Raw genomic sequence first — 16523 nt, 5'->3', positions numbered from 1 at the left:
TGCTGCGGCGCTCAGGCCGAGCGGGCGACGCGGGCGAGCACGCCGTGCACGAACGCGCCCGACTCGTCGGTGGAGAACTCCTTCGCGAGCTCCACCGCCTCGTCGATCGCGACCGCGGTCGGCACCTCGTCGTTGTAGAGGATCTCCCACGCGCCGATGCGCAGCAGGGCGCGGTCGACGGCGGGCATCCGCTCGAGCTTCCAGTCGCGGCTGTGCGTCGTGATCTGCTCGTCGATCTCGTCGCGCTGGTCGATGATGCCGTCGACGATCTCGCGGGCGTACAGCCACGACGCCTCACGTGCGGGCTCGTTCGCCGCGCGCTTCGCCTCGGCGGCGAGGGCCACCGCGACCTCGTCGCCGCGGACGTCGGCCGAGAACAGGATGTCGAGCGCGCGCTTGCGCGCCTTCGTGCGGGCGCTCACGCCTTACTTCTCGCGGCCGAGGTACTCGCCCGTGCGGGTGTCGACCTTGACCTTCGTGCCGGTCTCCAGGAACAGCGGGACCTGGATCTCGTAGCCGGTCTCGAGCGTCGCGGGCTTGGTGCCGGCGGACGAGCGGTCGCCCTGCAGACCGGGCTCGGTGTAGGTCACCTCGAGGATGACCGAGGCCGGGAGGTCGATGTAGAGAGGGTTGCCGTTGTTGAGGGCGATGGTGACCTGCTGGTTCTCGAGCAGGAAGTTCTTCGCGTCGCCGACCGTGGCCGCCGGCAGCGTGATCTGGTCGAAGTCGGTCTGGTCCATGAACACGAACCCGTCACCGTCGGTGTAGAGGTAGGTGTAGTCCCGGCGGTCGACGTTCTCGATGTCGATCTTCGCCCCGGCGTTGTACGTGCGGTCCACGGTCTTGCCCGAGACGACGTTCTTCAGCTTCGTGCGGACGAAGGCGCCGCCCTTGCCGGGCTTGACGTGCTGGAACTCGATGACGCTCCAGAGCTGCCCGTCGATGCTGAGGACGACGCCGTTCTTGATGTCTGCGGTGGATGCCATGTGCGAGGAGTTCCGTTCCTGAGTCCGTGGGGGCCGGGGTCGGCCGACAGTCGATTCTACGGGATGCCCGGCGCAGGCCGTCGCGGGGCACGATAGACGCTCCTCCGCGAGACCGGAAGCCCCGTGACGATGCCCGTGGCCCCGGGCAGCGTGGACGAGGACAGGAGGAATCGACATGAGCGAAGACGATCGCGACCGGGACCCGACCAGGATGGCGAATCAGCCGGCGCTGCGGACGTCGTCCGGGGCGGTCTGGCTCATCGTCGCCACGATCTTCACGGCGGTCAGCCTCGTGCCCCTGATCGGGATCGTCCGCAGCGGCGGCGCGGCGGGAACCGTCGGCCTGGTGACCGCGATCATCCTGGTCCTGGGCCTGGCCGCGATGGTCGTCATCCGCCTCGCGGTGTCGAGCATGCGGCCGCGGCTCCGTGCGCTGGCCGCCTGTTTCCTCGCCATGGCCCTGTTGACGCTCGTGGGCATCACGGTGTGCGTGCTGCTCGTCGGCCTGCCCTGATCCCCGCGCGCTCAGAGCTGCGCGACGAGTTCCCGCACCGCGTCGGCGTAGCCCTCCACGCCGCGTCCGATGACACGCACCGCGGCGACGTCGTGCAGGTACGAGTGGTGACGGAACTCCTCGCGGGCGTACACGTCGGAGATGTGGACCTCGGCGAAGGGCAACGCGACGCCGGTGAGCGCGTCACGCAGGGCGACGGAGGTGTGGGTGAGGCCGCCCGGGTTGATGACGATGCCCGCGCAGTCCGCCCGCGCGTCGTGGATCGCGTCGATGAGCACGCCCTCGTGGTTGCTCTGCAGCGCCCGCACCTCGAACCCGAGCGCGGCGGCGGCCTCGGCGGTGATCCGCTCGACGTCGGCGAGGGTCGCCGTGCCGTACACCTCGGGTTCGCGGGTACCGAGGAGGTTGAGGTTGGGGCCGTTGACGAGCAGCAGCCGACGCGGGGCGCTCATGCGGGCACGCTCCCGGTGTCGACCAGCTCGCGACGCATGACCCATTCCCGCCCGAAGCCCGAAGTCTCGATCTCGCCGGTCCGGACGAAGCCGCCTCGGCGGTACACGGCCTGCGCCCGGGAGTTGTCCACGTGCACCTCGAGCACGAGCGCGCGGAGGCCGCGATCGCGGGCCCAGGCCGCCGCGGCGTCGAGGAGCGCATCGATGACGCCCGCCCCGCGATGCGTGTCCGCCACATAGACCCCGACGACCAGCCCCGCGTCGTGCTGCTCGCGATGCGGGAGCACGGTCACGGTCCCGGTCCAGGTGCCGTCGTCGGCGATCGCGACGAACTGCGCGGAGGCGGCGTCACCCGCGGCGTTTGCGGCGCGCTCCTGCCAGAAGCGGTCGGGCTGTGCGGCGGCGTGCTCGACGGAGTCGAGGAAGGCCATCGGTGCGGCCGGGTCGGCGAGGGCCTGCAGCCGCAGCGCCTTGACCTCCCGCCAGTCCTCCGGTGTGATGCGCCGGACGGCGATGCTCATGCGCCGATCTCCTGGTAGGCGGCGAAGAGCAGCGACTCATCCGGCGCCTGGAGCACGGTGGGCTTGGCGATGTCGTCCAACAGGATGAAGCGGAGCATGCCGCCGCGGCTCTTCTTGTCGCGCTGCATCGTCGCGAGCAGCTGCGGCCAGGCACCGGCCCGGTACGACGTCGGCAGGCCGAGCGACTCGAGGATCGTGCGGTGGCGCTCCGCGGCGGCGTCCGACAGCCGCCCCGCGAGCCGGGACAGCTCCGCGGCGTACAGCATGCCGATCGAGATGGCCGCCCCGTGCCGCCAGCGGTACCGCTCGGCGTGCTCGATCGCGTGGCCGAGCGTGTGGCCGTAGTTCAGGATCTCCCGCTGCCCGGCCTCGCGGAAGTCATCCGAGACGACCTGCGCCTTCATGTCGATCGCGAGCTCCACGGCCCGGCGGAACTCGTCCGTCGTGGTGTCGACCGCGCGCGCGGGATCGGCCTCGACGATGTCGAGGATCTCCGGGGCCCAGATGAAACCGGCCTTGACGACCTCCGCGAAGCCGGCGGTGGCCTCGTTGGGGCTCAGGCTGCCCAGTTCGTCGAGGTCGCCGACGACGGCGCGCGGGGCCCAGAAGGCGCCGACGAGGTTCTTGCCCTCCGCGGTGTTGACGCCCGTCTTGCCGCCCACGGCGGCGTCCACGAGGCCGAGGACGGTGGTGGGCACCTGGACGATCTGGATGCCGCGCAGCCACGTCGCCGCGACGAAGCCGGCGAGGTCGGTCACCGCTCCCCCGCCGTAGCCGACGACGGCGTCCGTCCGGGTGAAGTCGGCCTGGCCCATGACCTGCCAGCAGAAAGCGGCGACCTCGATGCGCTTGCCCTGCTCGGCATCCGGGATCTCGGCGAGCAGCACCTCGCGCGGGCCATCCGCGGTGTCGGCGAGGAGCCGGTCGCGGAGCTCGGCGGCGCGGGCTGCGAGGGTCGGCGGGTGCACGACGAGGATCTTGCGGACGCCCGGCGCGAGAGCCGCGGACACCTGGTCGAGGATCCCCCGTCCGATCGTGATGTCGTAGGCGTCGTTCCCGGTGACGCTGATGGTCGTCGTGCTCATCGCTGTTCTCTCCTCCATGCCACGATCTCGTCCGCGATGCGCTGCATCGGACGCCGCGAGGTGTCGAACGTGGCCGACGCCACCTCGTCGTACCATCCTCGCCGTTCGGCGAAGATGCGCTTCCACTTCTCGACCGGGTCCTCGCCCGCCAGCAGCGGGCGCGTCCCGCCGCGCAGGCGGTCGGCGACGGCCGCCTCGGTCACGGTGAGGAAGACCACCGGATGAGCGCGCAGCAGCGCGCGCGTCTCCGGATCCGTGACGGCGCCACCGCCGAGGGAGATCACGCCGCCCTCGGCGAGGGCCTCGCGGACCGCCGCGCGCTCCAGGTCCCGGAAGTGCGCCTCGCCGTGCGTGGCGAAGATCTCGGGGATCGGGCCGTACGCGGCGACGATGCGCTTGTCGGTGTCGATGAAGGCGACGCCCAGCCGCCGTGCGACCCTTCGTCCGACGCTGGTCTTGCCGGCCGCCATCGGTCCGACGAGGACCAGCGTCAGCGGATCAGCCGCGTTCGTCATGCGCGATGAGCGCCGCCTCGGACGCGGGGGCCGTGCGCAGCTCCGCGGGGATGCCGTCGAGGTATCCCTCCAGGTTGCGGCGCGTCTCGCGGATGCTGTCGCCGCCGAACTTCTCCAGCACGGCGCGCGCCAGCTCGATCGCGACCATGGCCTCCGCGACGACCCCCGCCGCGGGCACGGCACAGACGTCGGAACGCTGGTGGTGCGCGGTCGCCTCGTCGCCGGTCGCGACGTCGATCGTGCGCAGCGCGTGGGGCACGGTCGCGATCGGCTTCATGCCGGCCCGCACGCGCAGCACGGTCCCGGTGGACATGCCGCCCTCGGTGCCGCCGGCGCGGTCCGTGCCGCGGGCGATGCCGTCGGCGGTGGCGAAGAGCTCGTCGTGGGCGGCGGAGCCGCGGCGGCGGGTGGTCTCGAAGCCGTCGCCGACCTCCACGCCCTTGATCGCCTGGATGCTCATGAGCGCCTGGGCCAGCCGGGCGTCCAGGCGGCGATCCCAGTGCACGTGGGAGCCGAGCCCCGGCGGCAGGCCGTACGCCAGGACCTCGACGATGCCGCCGAGCGTGTCGCCGTCCTTCTTGGCGTCGTCCACCTCCGCGACCATGAGCGCCGAGGTCGCGGGGTCGAAGCACCGCAGCGGGTCGGCGTCCAGCGCGTCCACGTCATCCGGGGTCGGCAGCGCCGCGCCATCCGGCACGCGCACCGGACCGATGGAGAGCGTGTGGCTGACGAGTCGGATGCCGAGCTCGCCGAGGAAGGAGCGGGCGACAGCACCGAGCGCCACGCGGGCGGCGGTCTCCCGGGCGCTCGCCCGCTCGAGGATCGGACGGGCCTCATCGAAGTCGTACTTCTGCATGCCCACGAGGTCGGCGTGTCCCGGACGTGGCCGGGTCAGCGGGGCGCCACGACCGCGCGAGCGATCGGTGAGCTCCACCGGCTCCGGGTTCATGACCTCGATCCACTTCGGCCACTCGGTGTTGCCGATGCGCAGGGCGATGGGGCTGCCCAGCGTCTTCCCGTGCCGGACGCCACCGGAGATCGTGAGCTCGTCCTGTTCGAACTTCATCCGGGAGCCGCGTCCATAGCCGAGCTTGCGGCGGGCGAGGTCGGCCTGGATGGCCTCGGACGACACCGGGACGCCGGAGGGCAGACCCTCCATGACGGCGATGAGTTCTGGGCCGTGCGATTCGCCGGCCGTGAGCACGCGGAGCATGTGCTCTAGTCTCCCATGCGTTTCCCCCCGCGCCGTGCCGCGTTTCGTCCGGCGGCGCTCAGAGGGCGGCGCGCATCGCGGCGAGGACGGCCTCCTCGTCCGGCAGCGGCGAGACCGGGTCGCCGTGCAGGAAGATCCGGATCTGCCGGACCGCCTGATGCAGCAGCATCCCGAGCCCGGAGACCACCGGCGCCGCACCCCATGCCGCCGCCAGGGCGGACGGCCAGGGCGCGTAGGCGGCGTCGAACAGCGTGCCGCCGCTCTGGGCCAGTCGGGCGGCACTCTCCGGCGGAAGCACGGCGCCGGAGGGCAGGGTCGCCACCGTGAGGTCGACGGCGCCCTCCACCACGTCGAGCGGTCGCGGGGTGACCACGACGCCGCGTCGCTCCCCGATCCCGACGAGCCCCGCGGCGCGCTCAGGCCGACGGGCGGCGACCTCGACCCGTGTCGCCCCCAGGTCGGCGAGAGCGACGAGGGCCGAGGCCGCCGTGGCTCCGGCGCCCAGGATCCGCGCCGTCCCGATCTCGCGGATGCCGGCGTCCCCGAGCGCATCGACGATCCCGCCGACGTCGGTGTTGAATCCTGCCGGGGTCTCCGAGAGCAGGAGCGTGTTGACCGCGCCGGTCAGCTCCGCGTGGGCGTCTCGGGTGGCGGCGTATCGGTACGCCTCCTCCTTGAGCGGCATCGTCAGGGACAGGCCGCGCCAGGTGTCGTCGAGGGCCTCGACCGCGTCGTTGAAGCCCTCCGCGCCGACCTGACGGCGCCCGTACTCCCAGTCCAGTCCGAGCACCGCGTAGGCCGCAGCGTGCAGCTCCGGCGACCGTGAGTGCCCGATCGGGTCGCCCCAGACCGCCAGCCGTCTCCGGTTCACCGCGTCAGCAACCGGCGTCGGGGTTCGCGCGGCACCAGTCCCGCCACTTCTCCACGCCCTGCTCGTGCTCCGCGAGGGTCTCCGAGAACTGCGTCTCGCCGGTCTCGAGGTTGACGGTGACGAAGTAGATCCACGGCCCGTCCGCGGGGTGCATCGCGGCATCGATCGCGGCATCGTTCGGGCTCGCGATCGGCGTGGCCGGAAGCCCCTTGTTCACGTAGGTGTTCCACTCGTTGGGGTCTTCCAGAGCCTCGGCCGAGCTCGAGACCACGCCCTCATGCAGGGAGCCGTACCCGTACTGCGCCGTCGAGTCCATCTGGAGCAGCATGTCGTCGTCGAGGCGGTTCTGGATCACGCGGGACACCTTGGCGAAGTCGTCCGTGCGGCCTTCGCGCTGGATGATCGAGGCGATCGTGAGGATCCGCTGCGCGTCCTCGTCCGGGACGCCGGCGGCGGCGAGCGATTCGCGCGTCCGGTCGACCATGCGCTGGATGACCTGCGTCGCGGTGACCTCGGGGTCGAACGTGTACACCGCGGGGAACAGCCACCCCTCCAGGCTCTCCGCCTCCACCCCGTACGCGGACGGATCGGCGACGGCTGCCTCGAGGTCGGCCAGCGGCATCCCGAGAGTCTCCGCCATGGACGGCAGGGCCGATTCGATCGTCCCGCCCTCCGGCATGGAGACGGTGTTCTCGAGCTTGTTCTCCTCGTTGCGGAGCGCGGCGAGGGCATCCTCCGCCGTCATCTTCTTCTGCAGGCGGTAGACGCCGGGATAGAAGGTCACCGCGATGTTCTCGTCGATGAGGTAGTCGTAGAAGACGTCCTCGGTCTTCGTGACGCCGGCTTCGTACAGCGCCGTCGACACGGGGCCGCCCGTGTCGCCCTGCTTGATCGTGACGTACACCTCACCGGTCGCCTGACCGGGCTCCCAGTCCTTCGGCTCCCCCCACCCCATGGCGTCGGCGATGCGGTCGCCGAAGGTGTTGGCGACCCAGACTCCGCCGGCGGCGATGCCGCCGAGGATCACCAGGACGATGATCAGGGCGACGAGGCAGCCCTTGCGGCGCTTCTTCTTGGTCGGCGCACCGTGATCGCGGCCGTCGTCCTGGGCGGCGAAGATCTCGTCGAGCCCGCCGCCCAGCGCGGGTGCGGGGTCTTCGGTGCCGGTCGACCGGCGCGGCCCCGGAGCGGGGGTCTCATCCGCGCTCGTCGCGGCGAGGGGCATCGCGCGTGTCGCGACCGGTTCGGCATCCGCGCCGGGCACCGCCGACCGGTGGTCGTTCCCCGGTGTCTCCGCAGTGGTCGCCGCCGACGCCGAGACCGGGCGGGCGGGCACATCGGCAGCGGGTGCGACACCGGCGTCCGGAGCGGGCGGGGCCTCCTGCTCGCGCGCCGCGGCCTCCCTGGCCGCACGGCGGGATCCGGGCGCCGGCGTGTCGTCTCCGGCGGTCGGGACCTGCGGGGACGGAGCGGGGAGGTTCTCGAACAGATCCCCCAACCGGGTGCTCTGCTCGTGCTCGGGCGCACGGCTCTCGCGTTCGGACATGTTCAGGCGGGCTCCTCGTCAACGGGGACCGGGGCACCGGCCGGGTTTCCGGTGCTCTTCTCCGTGTCGATCGCCTGCTGCAGCAGCACCACGGCGGCGACCTGATCCACAATGCTACGAGAGTTCTTCTGTGATCGCCCAGAACTCCGCAACGCCGCATGCGCGGAGACGGTGCTCAGACGCTCGTCGACGAGGCGTACCGGCACACCGCTCCGCGCCTGGAGAGCCGCCGCGAACTCGCGCGCATCCACCGTCGACGGCGTGTCCGCACCCTGCATGTTCACGGGCAGGCCGACGACGATCTCCAGCGGCTCGTACTCCGCAGCCAGCTCCGCGATGCGCGCGAGCGAGCGCTCGTCGCGGGGCACGGTCTCGACGGGGACGGCCAGCATGCCGTCCGGATCGGACCGGGCCACGCCCACGCGGGCCCGGCCGACGTCGATGCCGAGCCGGACCCCGCGGCGATAACCGCTCACGCGCGGCGCAGCTCCTGGGAGACGGCCTCGAGCGCGGCGGGCAGCGCCGCCGCGTCGGTGCCGCCGCCCTGGGCGACGTCGTCACGCCCACCGCCGCCTCCGCCGAGCACACCGGCGGCGCGCTTCGCGAGCGCACCCGCCTTCGCACCGGCACTGCGCGCAGCCTCGTTCGTGGCGACGACGACGACGGGGCGACCGTTGACGACCGCACCGAGCGCGACGACCGCGGGATCGGAACCCAGCCGGTCGCGCACGCCGTTGACGAGCTCGCGGACATCGTCCGCGGAGGCCACATCGCCCAGCGTCTGCGCCGCCACGCGGAAGTCTCCGACGCGCGTCGCGGCCTCGGCGATGGCGGGAATGCGCCCCGCCCGCTCCTTCGCCTCGAACTGCGCGATGCGCTTCTCCGCGGCCTTGAGGCTCGCGGCGAGATCGGCGATCCGCTCGGGGAGCTGCTCGCGCGGGGTCTTCAGGGAGGCGGTGAGCTGCGACACGAGAGCCCGCTCCGCCGCGAGCTCACGGAACGCATCCGCGCCGACGAGAGCCTCGATCCGGCGGTTGGAGGCGCCGACCGACGACTCCCCCACCACGCTGACCAGGCCGATCTCCGCACTGGTCGACACGTGCGTGCCGGCGCAGAGCTCGCGCGACCACGGGCCGCCGATGTCGACCATCCGCACGACGTCGCCGTACTTCTCGCCGAAGAGCGCCATGGCGCCGGCTTCCTTGGCCTCGTCGAGCGTCACGATGCGGGTGGTCACCTCGAGGGCGTCCTGCACGGCGCGGTTCGTGATCTCTTCGATCTCCGCGCGGGTGTCCGTCGACAGCGCCTGCGACCAGGCGAAGTCGAATCGCATGTACCCGGCGCGGTTGAGCGACCCGGACTGCGTGGCCGTCGGACCGAGCGTGTCGCGGAGGGCGGCGTGCACGAGGTGGGTGGCGGAATGCGCCTGGCGGGCGGCGCGGCGGTTGGCGGCGTCGACGATCGTCGTCGCGATGTCGTCGACCGCGACCGTGCCGCGGGAGACCTCGACCGTGTGGCTGATCAGCCCGGGGACCGGACGCTGCACGTCGAGCACCTCGAGCTCGTAGCCCGGGCCCACGATGGTGCCCTTGTCGGCGACCTGGCCGCCGGACTCGGCGTACAGCGTCGTCTCGGCGAGCACCACCTCGGCGATCTGGCCCTCGGCGGCGCTGCGCACCGGCGCGCCGTCGACGAGCAGGCCGAGCACACGCGACTCCACCTCGAGGGCCGTGTAGCCGTCGAAGCCCGTCTCGCCCAGCGCGCGCAGGTCGCGGTACACCGAGACATCCGCGAGCTGGCGCTTGCGGTTGCGGGCGTCGTCCTTCGCGCGCTGACGCTGCTCCTGCATGAGGGAGTCGAACGCGGCGCGGTCCACATCCAGCCCGGCCTCTTCGGCGACCTCCAGGGTGAGGTCGATCGGGAAGCCGTAGGTGTCGTGCAGCAGGAACGCCTCGGAACCGCTGAGGGTCTTCCCGCCGCCCTTCTTCGTCTCGTCGAGCGCGAGGTCGAGGATGGTCGATCCCTGCGCCAGGGTGCGCCGGAAGGTCTCCTCCTCGGCGAAGGCCGCCGAGGAGAGCACGGACCAGTCCCGCTCCAGCTCCGGGTACGCCGACTTCATCGCGTCGCGGGAGGCGGCGAACAGCTCGGGGAACGCGGGGTCGTCGACACCGAGGAGCCGCATGGCGCGCACGGTCCGGCGCATGAGGCGCCGCAGGATGTAGCCGCGGCCCTCGTTGGACGGACGCACGCCATCGGAGAGGAGCATGAGCGAGGAGCGCACGTGATCCGCGATCACCCGGAAGCGGACGTCATCCTCGTGGACCGCACCATAGCGGCGGCCGGAGAGCTCGACGGCGCGGTCGAGCACCGGACGCACCTGGTCGGTCTCGTACATGTTCTCGACGCCCTGCTTGAGGAACGCGACGCGCTCCAGTCCCATGCCGGTGTCGATGTTCTTCATCGGCAGTTCGCCGACGATGTCGAACTCGGTCTTGCCGCGGATGTTCTCGATGAAGTCCTGCATGAACACGAGGTTCCAGATCTCGAGGAACCGCGAGTCGTCGACAGCGGGGCCGCCGTCCTTGCCGTAGGCCGGGCCGCGGTCGAAGAAGATCTCGGAGTCAGGGCCACCGGGACCGGGCTGCCCGGTGTTCCAGTAGTTGTCCGCGCGGCCGAGGCGCTGGATGCGCTCCGGCTTGAGTCCGATGATGTCGCGCCAGATCGCCTCGGCCTCGTCGTCGGTCTCGTAGACGGTGACCCAGAGATCCTTCTCGTCGAAGCCGAGGCCGCCGTCGGCCTCCGAGCTCGTGAGCAGCTCCCAGGCGTAGCGGATCGCGCCTTCCTTGAAGTAGTCGCCGAACGACCAGTTGCCGAGCATCTGGAAGAACGTGCCGTGACGCGCGGTGCGCCCGACCTCCTCGATGTCGTTGGTCCGGATGCACTTCTGCAGGTCGGCGATGCGCGGATGCGGCGCCGGGACCACGCCCGTGAGGTACGGGATCATCGGGACCATGCCAGCGACCGTGAACAGCAGCGAGGGGTCGTCGCTGACCAGGGATGCCGAGGGGACGATGAGGTGGTCGTTCTTCTCGAAGTAGGAGAGGTAGCGCTGCGCGATTTCCGCAGTTTTCATAGGAGTGCCGGATGTCCTTGCGTGAGGGGGCGCGCCGAGGCGCAGATGCGGGGGGTCAGTTCTCGCCCGGCTCGGTCAGCCGAGCCTCCTGCGCGCGATACGCGTCGCTGAGGATCGCGGCGAGTCCGTTGAGGCGGGCGTCGACGTCGGCCAGGATGTCGTGGCCCCGCGGGTCCTTGTTCATGAAGTGAGCCGCGACGAAGCCGCCGATCACGCCGATCAGGAACCACAGCACATTCTTCATGTCGTCATCCTTGCCCTAGAGCCGCGAAGGCGCGGTCTCTCCATCGTAGGCGGAAACGACAGGAGGCGTCGGGAACCCCGACGCCTCCTGCCTGATGCTCTTCCGCTGGATCAGCGGGCCGCGTAGTACTCGACGACGAGCTGCACTTCACAGGTCACGGGGACCTCGGCGCGCTTCGGACGACGGACCAGACGGGCCTGGAGCTTGTCGAGCTCGACCTCGAGGTAACCCGGAACGGCCGGCAGGACCTCGGCGTGACCGCCGGCGGCCGCCACCTGGAAGGGCTCGAGGCCCTCGCTCTTGGGCTTGACGTGGATGAGCTGACCCGGCTTCACGCGGAACGACGGGCGGTCGACGAGCTGGCCGTCGACGAGGATGTGACGGTGCACGACGAGCTGGCGCGCCTGTGCCGTGGTGCGGGCGAAGCCCGAACGCAGGACGAGGGCGTCGAGACGCATCTCGAGGAGCTCGACGAGGTTCTCACCGGTCAGGCCGTCCTGACGACGGGCCTCGTTGAACGCGATGCGCAGCTGCTTCTCGCGGATGCCGTACTGCTCGCGCAGACGCTGCTTCTCGCGCAGACGGACGGCGTAGTCGCTGTCGGCCTTGCGCTTGGTGCGGCCGTGCTCACCCGGAGCGTAGGGACGCTTCTCGAGGTAGCGGGCGGCCTTGGGGGTGAGGGCCACGCCGAGGGCGCGGCTGAGACGCACCTTGCGGCGGTCCTGGGACTTCGTGACCACGAAGTTATCCTTCCGATGACGTGGACGTGGATTTCACGTCCGACGGACGTATCACCGCGTTCTGCCTCGGGGCGCACGCCGGGGTGCCGTCGAGGTGGGGTGTGAACGAGGAGATGCCCGAAAACTCGGTTTCGAGCCGCTCAAGTCTAACAGACGGCGGCAGACGCCCGAGGTCGTCGGCTCACCGGTCGCCGAGGATGCGCCGGATGCGCTCCAGCCGTGCGCTGATGTCGCGCTCCGCGCCGAGGTTCTTCGGCTCGTAGTAGTGCCGCCCGTCGAGCTCGTCCGGCAGGTACTGCTGCGGCACGATCCCGAACTCGCTGTCGTGCGCGTAGCGGTAGCCGCGGCCGTGCCCGAGGCGCTTCGCCCCGGGGTAGTGCGCGTCGCGGAGGTGAAGGGGCACGCGCCCGAATCCCCCCGCGCGGATGTCGGCGATGGCGGCGTCGATGCCGACGTAGGCCGCGTTCGACTTCGCGGTCGTCGCCAGATACACGGTGGCCTCGGCGAGCGGGATGCGCCCCTCCGGCATCCCGATGAAGGCCACCGCGTCGGCCGCGGCCACGGCGATGCCGAGGGCCTGGGGGTCGGCGAGCCCCACGTCTTCGGAGGCGGAGATGACGAGCCGACGGGCGATGAACCGCGGGTCCTCCCCTGCCTCGATCATGCGGGCGAGGTAGTGCAGCGCGGCGTCCGGGTCGGAACCGCGGATCGACTTGATGAAGGCGCTGATGACGTCGTAGTGCTCGTCGCCCTGGCGGTCGTAACGGAGCAGGGCCTTGTCGACGGCCTGTGCCACGTCGTCGGCGGTGACCTCCGGGACGGCCGTCTCCCGGTCTTCGCCGTCGTCGTCGGCCTCGGAGGCGGCGGCGTGCGAGAGCGCCACGGCAGCGGCGGCCTCCAGTCCGGTGAGGGCACGACGGGCGTCCCCCGACGCGAGGCGGATGAGCGCCGACCGCGCCTCATCGCTGAGCGCGACCGTACCGGAGAGTCCGCGGGCATCCGACACCGCGCGGTCCACGAGCACCCCGATGTCGTCATCGGTGAGCGGCTGCAGCGTGAGCAGCAGCGACCGGGACAGCAGCGGCGAGATCACCGAGAACGAGGGGTTCTCCGTAGTCGCGGCGATGAGGATGACCCACCCGTTCTCCACGCCGGGCAGCAGCGCGTCCTGCTGGGCCTTGGTGAAGCGGTGGATCTCATCGAGGAAGAGGATCGTCGTCTGCCCGTAGAGATCGCGCTGGGTGATCGCCTCCTGCATGACCTCCCGCACATCCTTGACGCCGGCGGTGATGGCCGAGAGCTCGACGAACCGGCGGCCGGACGAGCGGGCGATGGCCTGCGCGAGCGTGGTCTTCCCGGTGCCCGGCGGACCCCAGAGGATGATCGACACCGCGCCGGGCGAGCTGGCCTCCGGGTCGGCGAGAGCCACGATGGGCGACCCGGCCCGCAGCAGGTGGCGCTGCCCCGCGACCTCGTCCAGCGACACCGGACGCATGCGCACGGCGAGCGGTGTCTGCCCGGAGAGCAGGGCGGAGGGAGAGGACATTCCTCCAGGCTAACGGCGGCCGGGGACACGAGGCGAGGCCGGGCCCCCGGTAGGCTCTCAGGCGACGTCGTGGACCGGCGTCGGACGGGAGAGACAGGGCATGGCCGCACGCGGTTCCAAGAAGGCGCAGACACGCACCGAGGCGGAGCGCGCTCGGCTGCACACCGCCCGCACCCGCTGGCACCAGGATCAGATCCGCCGACGCACCCGCGACAACGCCATCGCGATCACGGTCGGCGCCCTCATCGTCGTGGGCGCGATCGTCAGCCAGGTCGTGCATGCGCAGGTGACCGCTCCGGAACCGACGCCCACGCCGTCGCCGACCTCGTCGATCGCTCCCTCCCCGACCCCGAGCGATGCGCCCAGCCCGGTGCCGACGGCTTCCGAGACACCGACGGAGTGAGGCCCTCCGGCGTGGTCAGTCCTCGTCGAGGACGGCGAGCCGGTACCCGCGCTTGACCACGGTCTGCACGAGGTCCCCGTCGCCGAGGGCGTCCCGCAGCCGCGCCACCGCCACCTCGACCGCACGGGCGCTGCGTCGACCGCCGGGCAGCACCTGGCCGATCTCCGCCCTGGTGAGCACGCGCCCGTCGGCGATGAACAGGGCCTCGAGGATGCTGACCGCGCCGCGGGAGAGCGGGACGAAACCTCCGTCGATCAGCGCGCCTCCGCTGCGCACCGCCAGGCGCCCCACCGCCGTCCGTCGCTCGAGGACCCCATACGTGAGCGGGGCGAGAGCGCTCCGGGCGAGGTCGTCCGCGGTGGGCCCGCACGACGTCGATGCGGGCAGGCCGCTCTCCGCCAATCGCGCGGTCGCGGCGGCGTCGGTCGTGGCGAGCAGCAGGCGGGACGTGCGCGACCGTTCGCGGATGGCGTCGAGCATGCCCAGTCGTTCCACGGTGGCGAGCCACCCGGGCAGGGCCTCCGCCACGGGGAACAGCACCGCGTCCACCTGACCGGACGCGATCCGGTACAGCGTCCGCTTGGTGCCGGCCGGGATCGCGTGGTCCGCCCGGGGCGGGGTGATCCGGACGACATCCGAGCCGGTCGCAGCGAGGATCCGCAGAAGAGTGTCGACGTCGACCGGCTCCGGGCGCACCGGCCGCGGCACCTCGACCACCACGACGCGGCAGCCGACGAGCGCCGGAGCAGGACGCGGGGGCGCACTCATGCGGAGCCCTCCGCCGACCTCGCAGTACCGACGCGTCGCCGTGTCCGTGGCGGGTGCCGGACGACGCCGATCGGGCCTCCGGGCCGCGCGAGGTCCGCCCCGCCGATCAGGGTCTCCGGAACGACGGCGCCGGCGCTCCGCAGGTCCGCGAGTGCGTCCGGTATGTCCTCCGCCCGGAGCCCGCTGACGGCGAGGAGCCCTCGATCGATCCGTACCGTCGCCTTGCGTCGTGCCGCGAGACGACCCACGACGAGGAGCAGCGTCCCGTCGGACTCGGCGCCGACGCGCACCTCCAGGACGGGAGCCGCCGTCGTCCCGCGGAGACGCACCTCGGAGCGAAGGCTTCCGCGGTCGCCGGGCCGTACGCCGACGTTCACCTCGGCGCGCCCCTGCAGCGCGAGCGCGAGACGGCGGAGGCAGGGGCCGCAGCCGCGGCTCTCGACCGCACCGTCCAGAGCCTCCGCGACGGTTCGGATTCCGCGGTCCGCGAGCTCCGCTGCCAACACCTCCAGCGGCGAGCACCGCAGCCCATGTGCGCAGGCCTCCGCACCGTCCGCGGCCACGGCGGCGGCCAGGAGCGCCCGCGCCGCCCCCTGACCGTCGAGCGACCCGGGCGCGAGACCAGCGAGCGAGGCATCCGCCGACGCGCCGATGACCGTCACGCGATGCACCACGCGGGCATCCTCGGAGAGCACGACCTCCCCGAACACGCGGTCTCCCCCGCTCGGAAGAGGGATGTCGACGGTCGGCCCGTCACCGTCCGGGAGACGCAGGGTCACGACCTCGATACCGCCGGGACTCCCGCGCCATCCGTTTCCCGCGGGGCTCGCGATCCGAGCGCCGAGCAGGGCGGCCGCCGCTCGATCCGCGGACGCCAGGGCCGCCTCCGTGCCGCCGGATGCCGGGTCCGCGGCGACGTCGCCGATCGCGAGGACGCGCGGGTCGGACGTCCGCCCGTCCGCGTCCACGAGGACACCGCCGCCCGGCCGCGTGGGGAGCCCGGCGTTCCGTGCCAGCTCATCCCGTGCCCGCGCACCCGTCGTCAGGATGAGGTCGGTCCGTGCGAACGTGCCGTCCTGGAACTCCACCGCCGTCACCGCGCCCGTCGCGTCGGGGTCGACGCGGGTCACCCGCGTCCGCGTCCGGACCGCGATACCGCGCGCCTCGACGATCCCGCGGAGTGCGCTCGCCCCGGGAACCGTGAGGTGTGCGGGCAGCAGGCGGTCCGCGGTGTCCACGATCGTCGTCTGCACCCCGGCGTCGTGCAGCGCGCATGCGGCGTCCACTCCGCCCTCGTCGCCGCCGACGACGACCGCGCGCAGCGCCCGCGGCATCTCCGTCGCACGGACGGCGAGGAACGCACGCAGCATGTGCGCGTCCTCCATCGTGCGCAGGACGAACGACCCCCGGGCACGGATCCCCGGCACGTCGAGCCGCTGGGCGTGGGTGCCGGTCGCGAGGACGAGCGCGTCGTAGTCGTACCACCGGTGCGACCGCGTCCGCACGCGGTGCCCTCCCCTGTCGATCCGCAGGACCCGGTCGTCGTCGATGAGGCGGACGCGGTCGTCACGGAACGGCGCGCGATCGAGCTCGCCCGCCGGCGCCGGAGTGCCGCCGCCGATGCGCGCCACGACGGAGCGGTCGTAGGGCAGGCGCCCCTCGTCTCCGAACACGGTGATCCGCACGGCACGGTCCGGGTCCTCCAGCATCCGTGCGACGAAGCGGTGCGTCGCCGCCCCCGCCCCCACGACGACGATCTCCGCTGTGCGCGCTGCGTTGTCGTCCATGGAACTCCTGTCGACCTGGGGACTGTCGTGGTCGCGACGATAGGAGCGCCGTGTTACCCGCAGATGACGCGCAGTGTGTCCTGCATCGAACGTTCTGCTCACGAAACGGTAACGTCCCTCCCCGCGAGACCCCGCCTCGTCGCCGAGACCCCGCCTCGTTCGCGCACGAATCGCGGGGTCTCGGCGGGAAGACGGGGTC

At 71.9% G+C, this 16523-nt stretch carries 18 protein-coding genes; 2 read left to right on the top strand and 16 right to left on the bottom strand.

What is annotated here, in order from left to right; all coding sequences use genetic code 11:
* Positions 1-11: 11 nt before the first annotated feature.
* Positions 12-422, bottom strand: a complete 411-nt coding sequence (gene nusB, locus BV453_RS14020) for a transcription antitermination factor NusB (RefSeq protein WP_060922157.1) — start codon at positions 420-422, stop codon at positions 12-14.
* Between the two features lie 3 nt (positions 423-425).
* Complete coding sequence (gene efp / locus BV453_RS14015; protein WP_025103502.1) at positions 426-986, bottom strand: elongation factor P; 561 nt, start codon at positions 984-986, stop codon at positions 426-428.
* A gap of 175 nt (positions 987-1161) precedes the next feature.
* On the opposite strand from efp, the gene BV453_RS14010 reads away from it, so the two are divergent.
* Positions 1162-1500, top strand: coding sequence for a hypothetical protein (locus BV453_RS14010; protein WP_249521867.1), 339 nt, complete (start codon positions 1162-1164; stop codon positions 1498-1500).
* An 11-nt stretch (positions 1501-1511) separates the two neighbouring features.
* Here the strand turns inward: BV453_RS14010 and aroQ are convergent, their stop codons facing one another.
* The 12 genes from aroQ to BV453_RS13950 all read right to left on the bottom strand — a co-directional run bounded on the left by aroQ (position 1512) and on the right by BV453_RS13950 (position 13366).
* Positions 1512-1952 carry a type II 3-dehydroquinate dehydratase gene (aroQ, locus tag BV453_RS14005; RefSeq protein WP_085607554.1) on the bottom strand — a complete coding sequence of 147 codons (441 nt, stop codon included), beginning with the start codon at positions 1950-1952 and terminating at the stop codon, positions 1512-1514.
* Positions 1949-2473 carry a GNAT family N-acetyltransferase gene (locus BV453_RS14000; protein WP_085607556.1) on the bottom strand — a complete coding sequence of 175 codons (525 nt, stop codon included), beginning with the start codon at positions 2471-2473 and terminating at the stop codon, positions 1949-1951. The genes aroQ and BV453_RS14000 overlap by 4 nt, the downstream gene beginning before the upstream one ends.
* Positions 2470-3558, bottom strand: coding sequence for a 3-dehydroquinate synthase (aroB, locus tag BV453_RS13995; protein ID WP_025103506.1), 1089 nt, complete (start codon positions 3556-3558; stop codon positions 2470-2472). Before aroB ends, BV453_RS14000 begins: the two co-directional genes overlap by 4 nt.
* Positions 3555-4073 carry a shikimate kinase gene (locus BV453_RS13990; RefSeq protein WP_085607560.1) on the bottom strand — a complete coding sequence of 173 codons (519 nt, stop codon included), beginning with the start codon at positions 4071-4073 and terminating at the stop codon, positions 3555-3557. The genes aroB and BV453_RS13990 overlap by 4 nt, the downstream gene beginning before the upstream one ends.
* Positions 4057-5286, bottom strand: coding sequence for a chorismate synthase (gene aroC / locus BV453_RS13985; protein ID WP_025103508.1), 1230 nt, complete (start codon positions 5284-5286; stop codon positions 4057-4059). Before aroC ends, BV453_RS13990 begins: the two co-directional genes overlap by 17 nt.
* Before the next feature lie 58 nt (positions 5287-5344).
* On the bottom strand, positions 5345-6157 hold the full coding sequence (locus BV453_RS13980; protein WP_249521866.1) for a shikimate dehydrogenase: 813 nt from the start codon (positions 6155-6157) through the stop codon (positions 5345-5347).
* 4 nt (positions 6158-6161) lie between these two features.
* Positions 6162-7703, bottom strand: coding sequence for an endolytic transglycosylase MltG (gene mltG / locus BV453_RS13975; RefSeq protein ID WP_249521865.1), 1542 nt, complete (start codon positions 7701-7703; stop codon positions 6162-6164).
* 2 nt (positions 7704-7705) lie between these two features.
* Entirely contained in the window at positions 7706-8179 is a 474-nt protein-coding gene (ruvX, locus tag BV453_RS13970) for a Holliday junction resolvase RuvX (RefSeq protein ID WP_085607566.1), read from the bottom strand.
* Complete coding sequence (alaS, locus tag BV453_RS13965) at positions 8176-10836, bottom strand: alanine--tRNA ligase (RefSeq protein WP_249521864.1); 2661 nt, start codon at positions 10834-10836, stop codon at positions 8176-8178. The genes ruvX and alaS overlap by 4 nt, the downstream gene beginning before the upstream one ends.
* A gap of 55 nt (positions 10837-10891) precedes the next feature.
* Positions 10892-11080 (bottom strand): hypothetical protein, encoded by a 189-nt coding sequence (locus tag BV453_RS13960; protein ID WP_025103513.1) that lies wholly within the window; start codon positions 11078-11080, stop codon positions 10892-10894.
* A 110-nt stretch (positions 11081-11190) separates the two neighbouring features.
* Positions 11191-11820 (bottom strand): 30S ribosomal protein S4, encoded by a 630-nt coding sequence (gene rpsD / locus BV453_RS13955; RefSeq protein ID WP_025103514.1) that lies wholly within the window; start codon positions 11818-11820, stop codon positions 11191-11193.
* Positions 11821-12001: 181 nt separating this feature from the next.
* A complete protein-coding gene (locus tag BV453_RS13950) occupies positions 12002-13366 on the bottom strand; it encodes a replication-associated recombination protein A (protein ID WP_085607570.1) in 1365 nt (454 codons plus the stop codon).
* Between the two features lie 100 nt (positions 13367-13466).
* On the opposite strand from BV453_RS13950, the gene BV453_RS13945 reads away from it, so the two are divergent.
* Positions 13467-13769 carry a hypothetical protein gene (locus BV453_RS13945; RefSeq protein ID WP_025103516.1) on the top strand — a complete coding sequence of 101 codons (303 nt, stop codon included), beginning with the start codon at positions 13467-13469 and terminating at the stop codon, positions 13767-13769.
* A 15-nt stretch (positions 13770-13784) separates the two neighbouring features.
* On the opposite strand, the gene BV453_RS13940 is transcribed toward BV453_RS13945, so the two are convergent.
* Positions 13785-14537, bottom strand: a complete 753-nt coding sequence (locus BV453_RS13940) for a winged helix-turn-helix domain-containing protein (protein WP_085607574.1) — start codon at positions 14535-14537, stop codon at positions 13785-13787.
* Entirely contained in the window at positions 14534-16324 is a 1791-nt protein-coding gene (locus tag BV453_RS13935; RefSeq protein WP_249521863.1) for an FAD-dependent oxidoreductase, read from the bottom strand. The genes BV453_RS13940 and BV453_RS13935 overlap by 4 nt, the downstream gene beginning before the upstream one ends.
* Between the last annotated feature and the right edge of the window lie 199 nt (positions 16325-16523).

The organism is Microbacterium sp. ER1 (genome assembly GCF_023383675.1).
Lineage (GTDB): Bacteria > Actinomycetota > Actinomycetes > Actinomycetales > Microbacteriaceae > Microbacterium.
This window is presented reverse-complemented; position numbering and strand designations above follow the sequence as displayed.

Coding starts and splice junctions, on each gene's coding strand:
- BV453_RS13935 (WP_249521863.1), bottom strand. CDS start 16,324: ATGGACGACAACGCAGCGCGCACAGCGGAGATCGTCGTCGTGGGGGCG.
- BV453_RS13950 (WP_085607570.1), bottom strand. CDS start 13,366: ATGTCCTCTCCCTCCGCCCTGCTCTCCGGGCAGACACCGCTCGCCGTG.
- BV453_RS13945 (WP_025103516.1), top strand. CDS start 13,467: ATGGCCGCACGCGGTTCCAAGAAGGCGCAGACACGCACCGAGGCGGAG.
- aroQ (WP_085607554.1), bottom strand. CDS start 1,952: ATGAGCGCCCCGCGTCGGCTGCTGCTCGTCAACGGCCCCAACCTCAAC.
- aroC (WP_025103508.1), bottom strand. CDS start 5,286: ATGCTCCGCGTGCTCACGGCCGGCGAATCGCACGGCCCAGAACTCATC.
- BV453_RS14010 (WP_249521867.1), top strand. CDS start 1,162: ATGAGCGAAGACGATCGCGACCGGGACCCGACCAGGATGGCGAATCAG.
- alaS (WP_249521864.1), bottom strand. CDS start 10,836: ATGAAAACTGCGGAAATCGCGCAGCGCTACCTCTCCTACTTCGAGAAG.
- BV453_RS13990 (WP_085607560.1), bottom strand. CDS start 4,073: ATGACGAACGCGGCTGATCCGCTGACGCTGGTCCTCGTCGGACCGATG.
- BV453_RS13940 (WP_085607574.1), bottom strand. CDS start 14,537: ATGAGTGCGCCCCCGCGTCCTGCTCCGGCGCTCGTCGGCTGCCGCGTC.
- efp (WP_025103502.1), bottom strand. CDS start 986: ATGGCATCCACCGCAGACATCAAGAACGGCGTCGTCCTCAGCATCGAC.
- aroB (WP_025103506.1), bottom strand. CDS start 3,558: ATGAGCACGACGACCATCAGCGTCACCGGGAACGACGCCTACGACATC.
- mltG (WP_249521865.1), bottom strand. CDS start 7,703: ATGTCCGAACGCGAGAGCCGTGCGCCCGAGCACGAGCAGAGCACCCGG.
- BV453_RS14000 (WP_085607556.1), bottom strand. CDS start 2,473: ATGAGCATCGCCGTCCGGCGCATCACACCGGAGGACTGGCGGGAGGTC.
- BV453_RS13960 (WP_025103513.1), bottom strand. CDS start 11,080: ATGAAGAATGTGCTGTGGTTCCTGATCGGCGTGATCGGCGGCTTCGTC.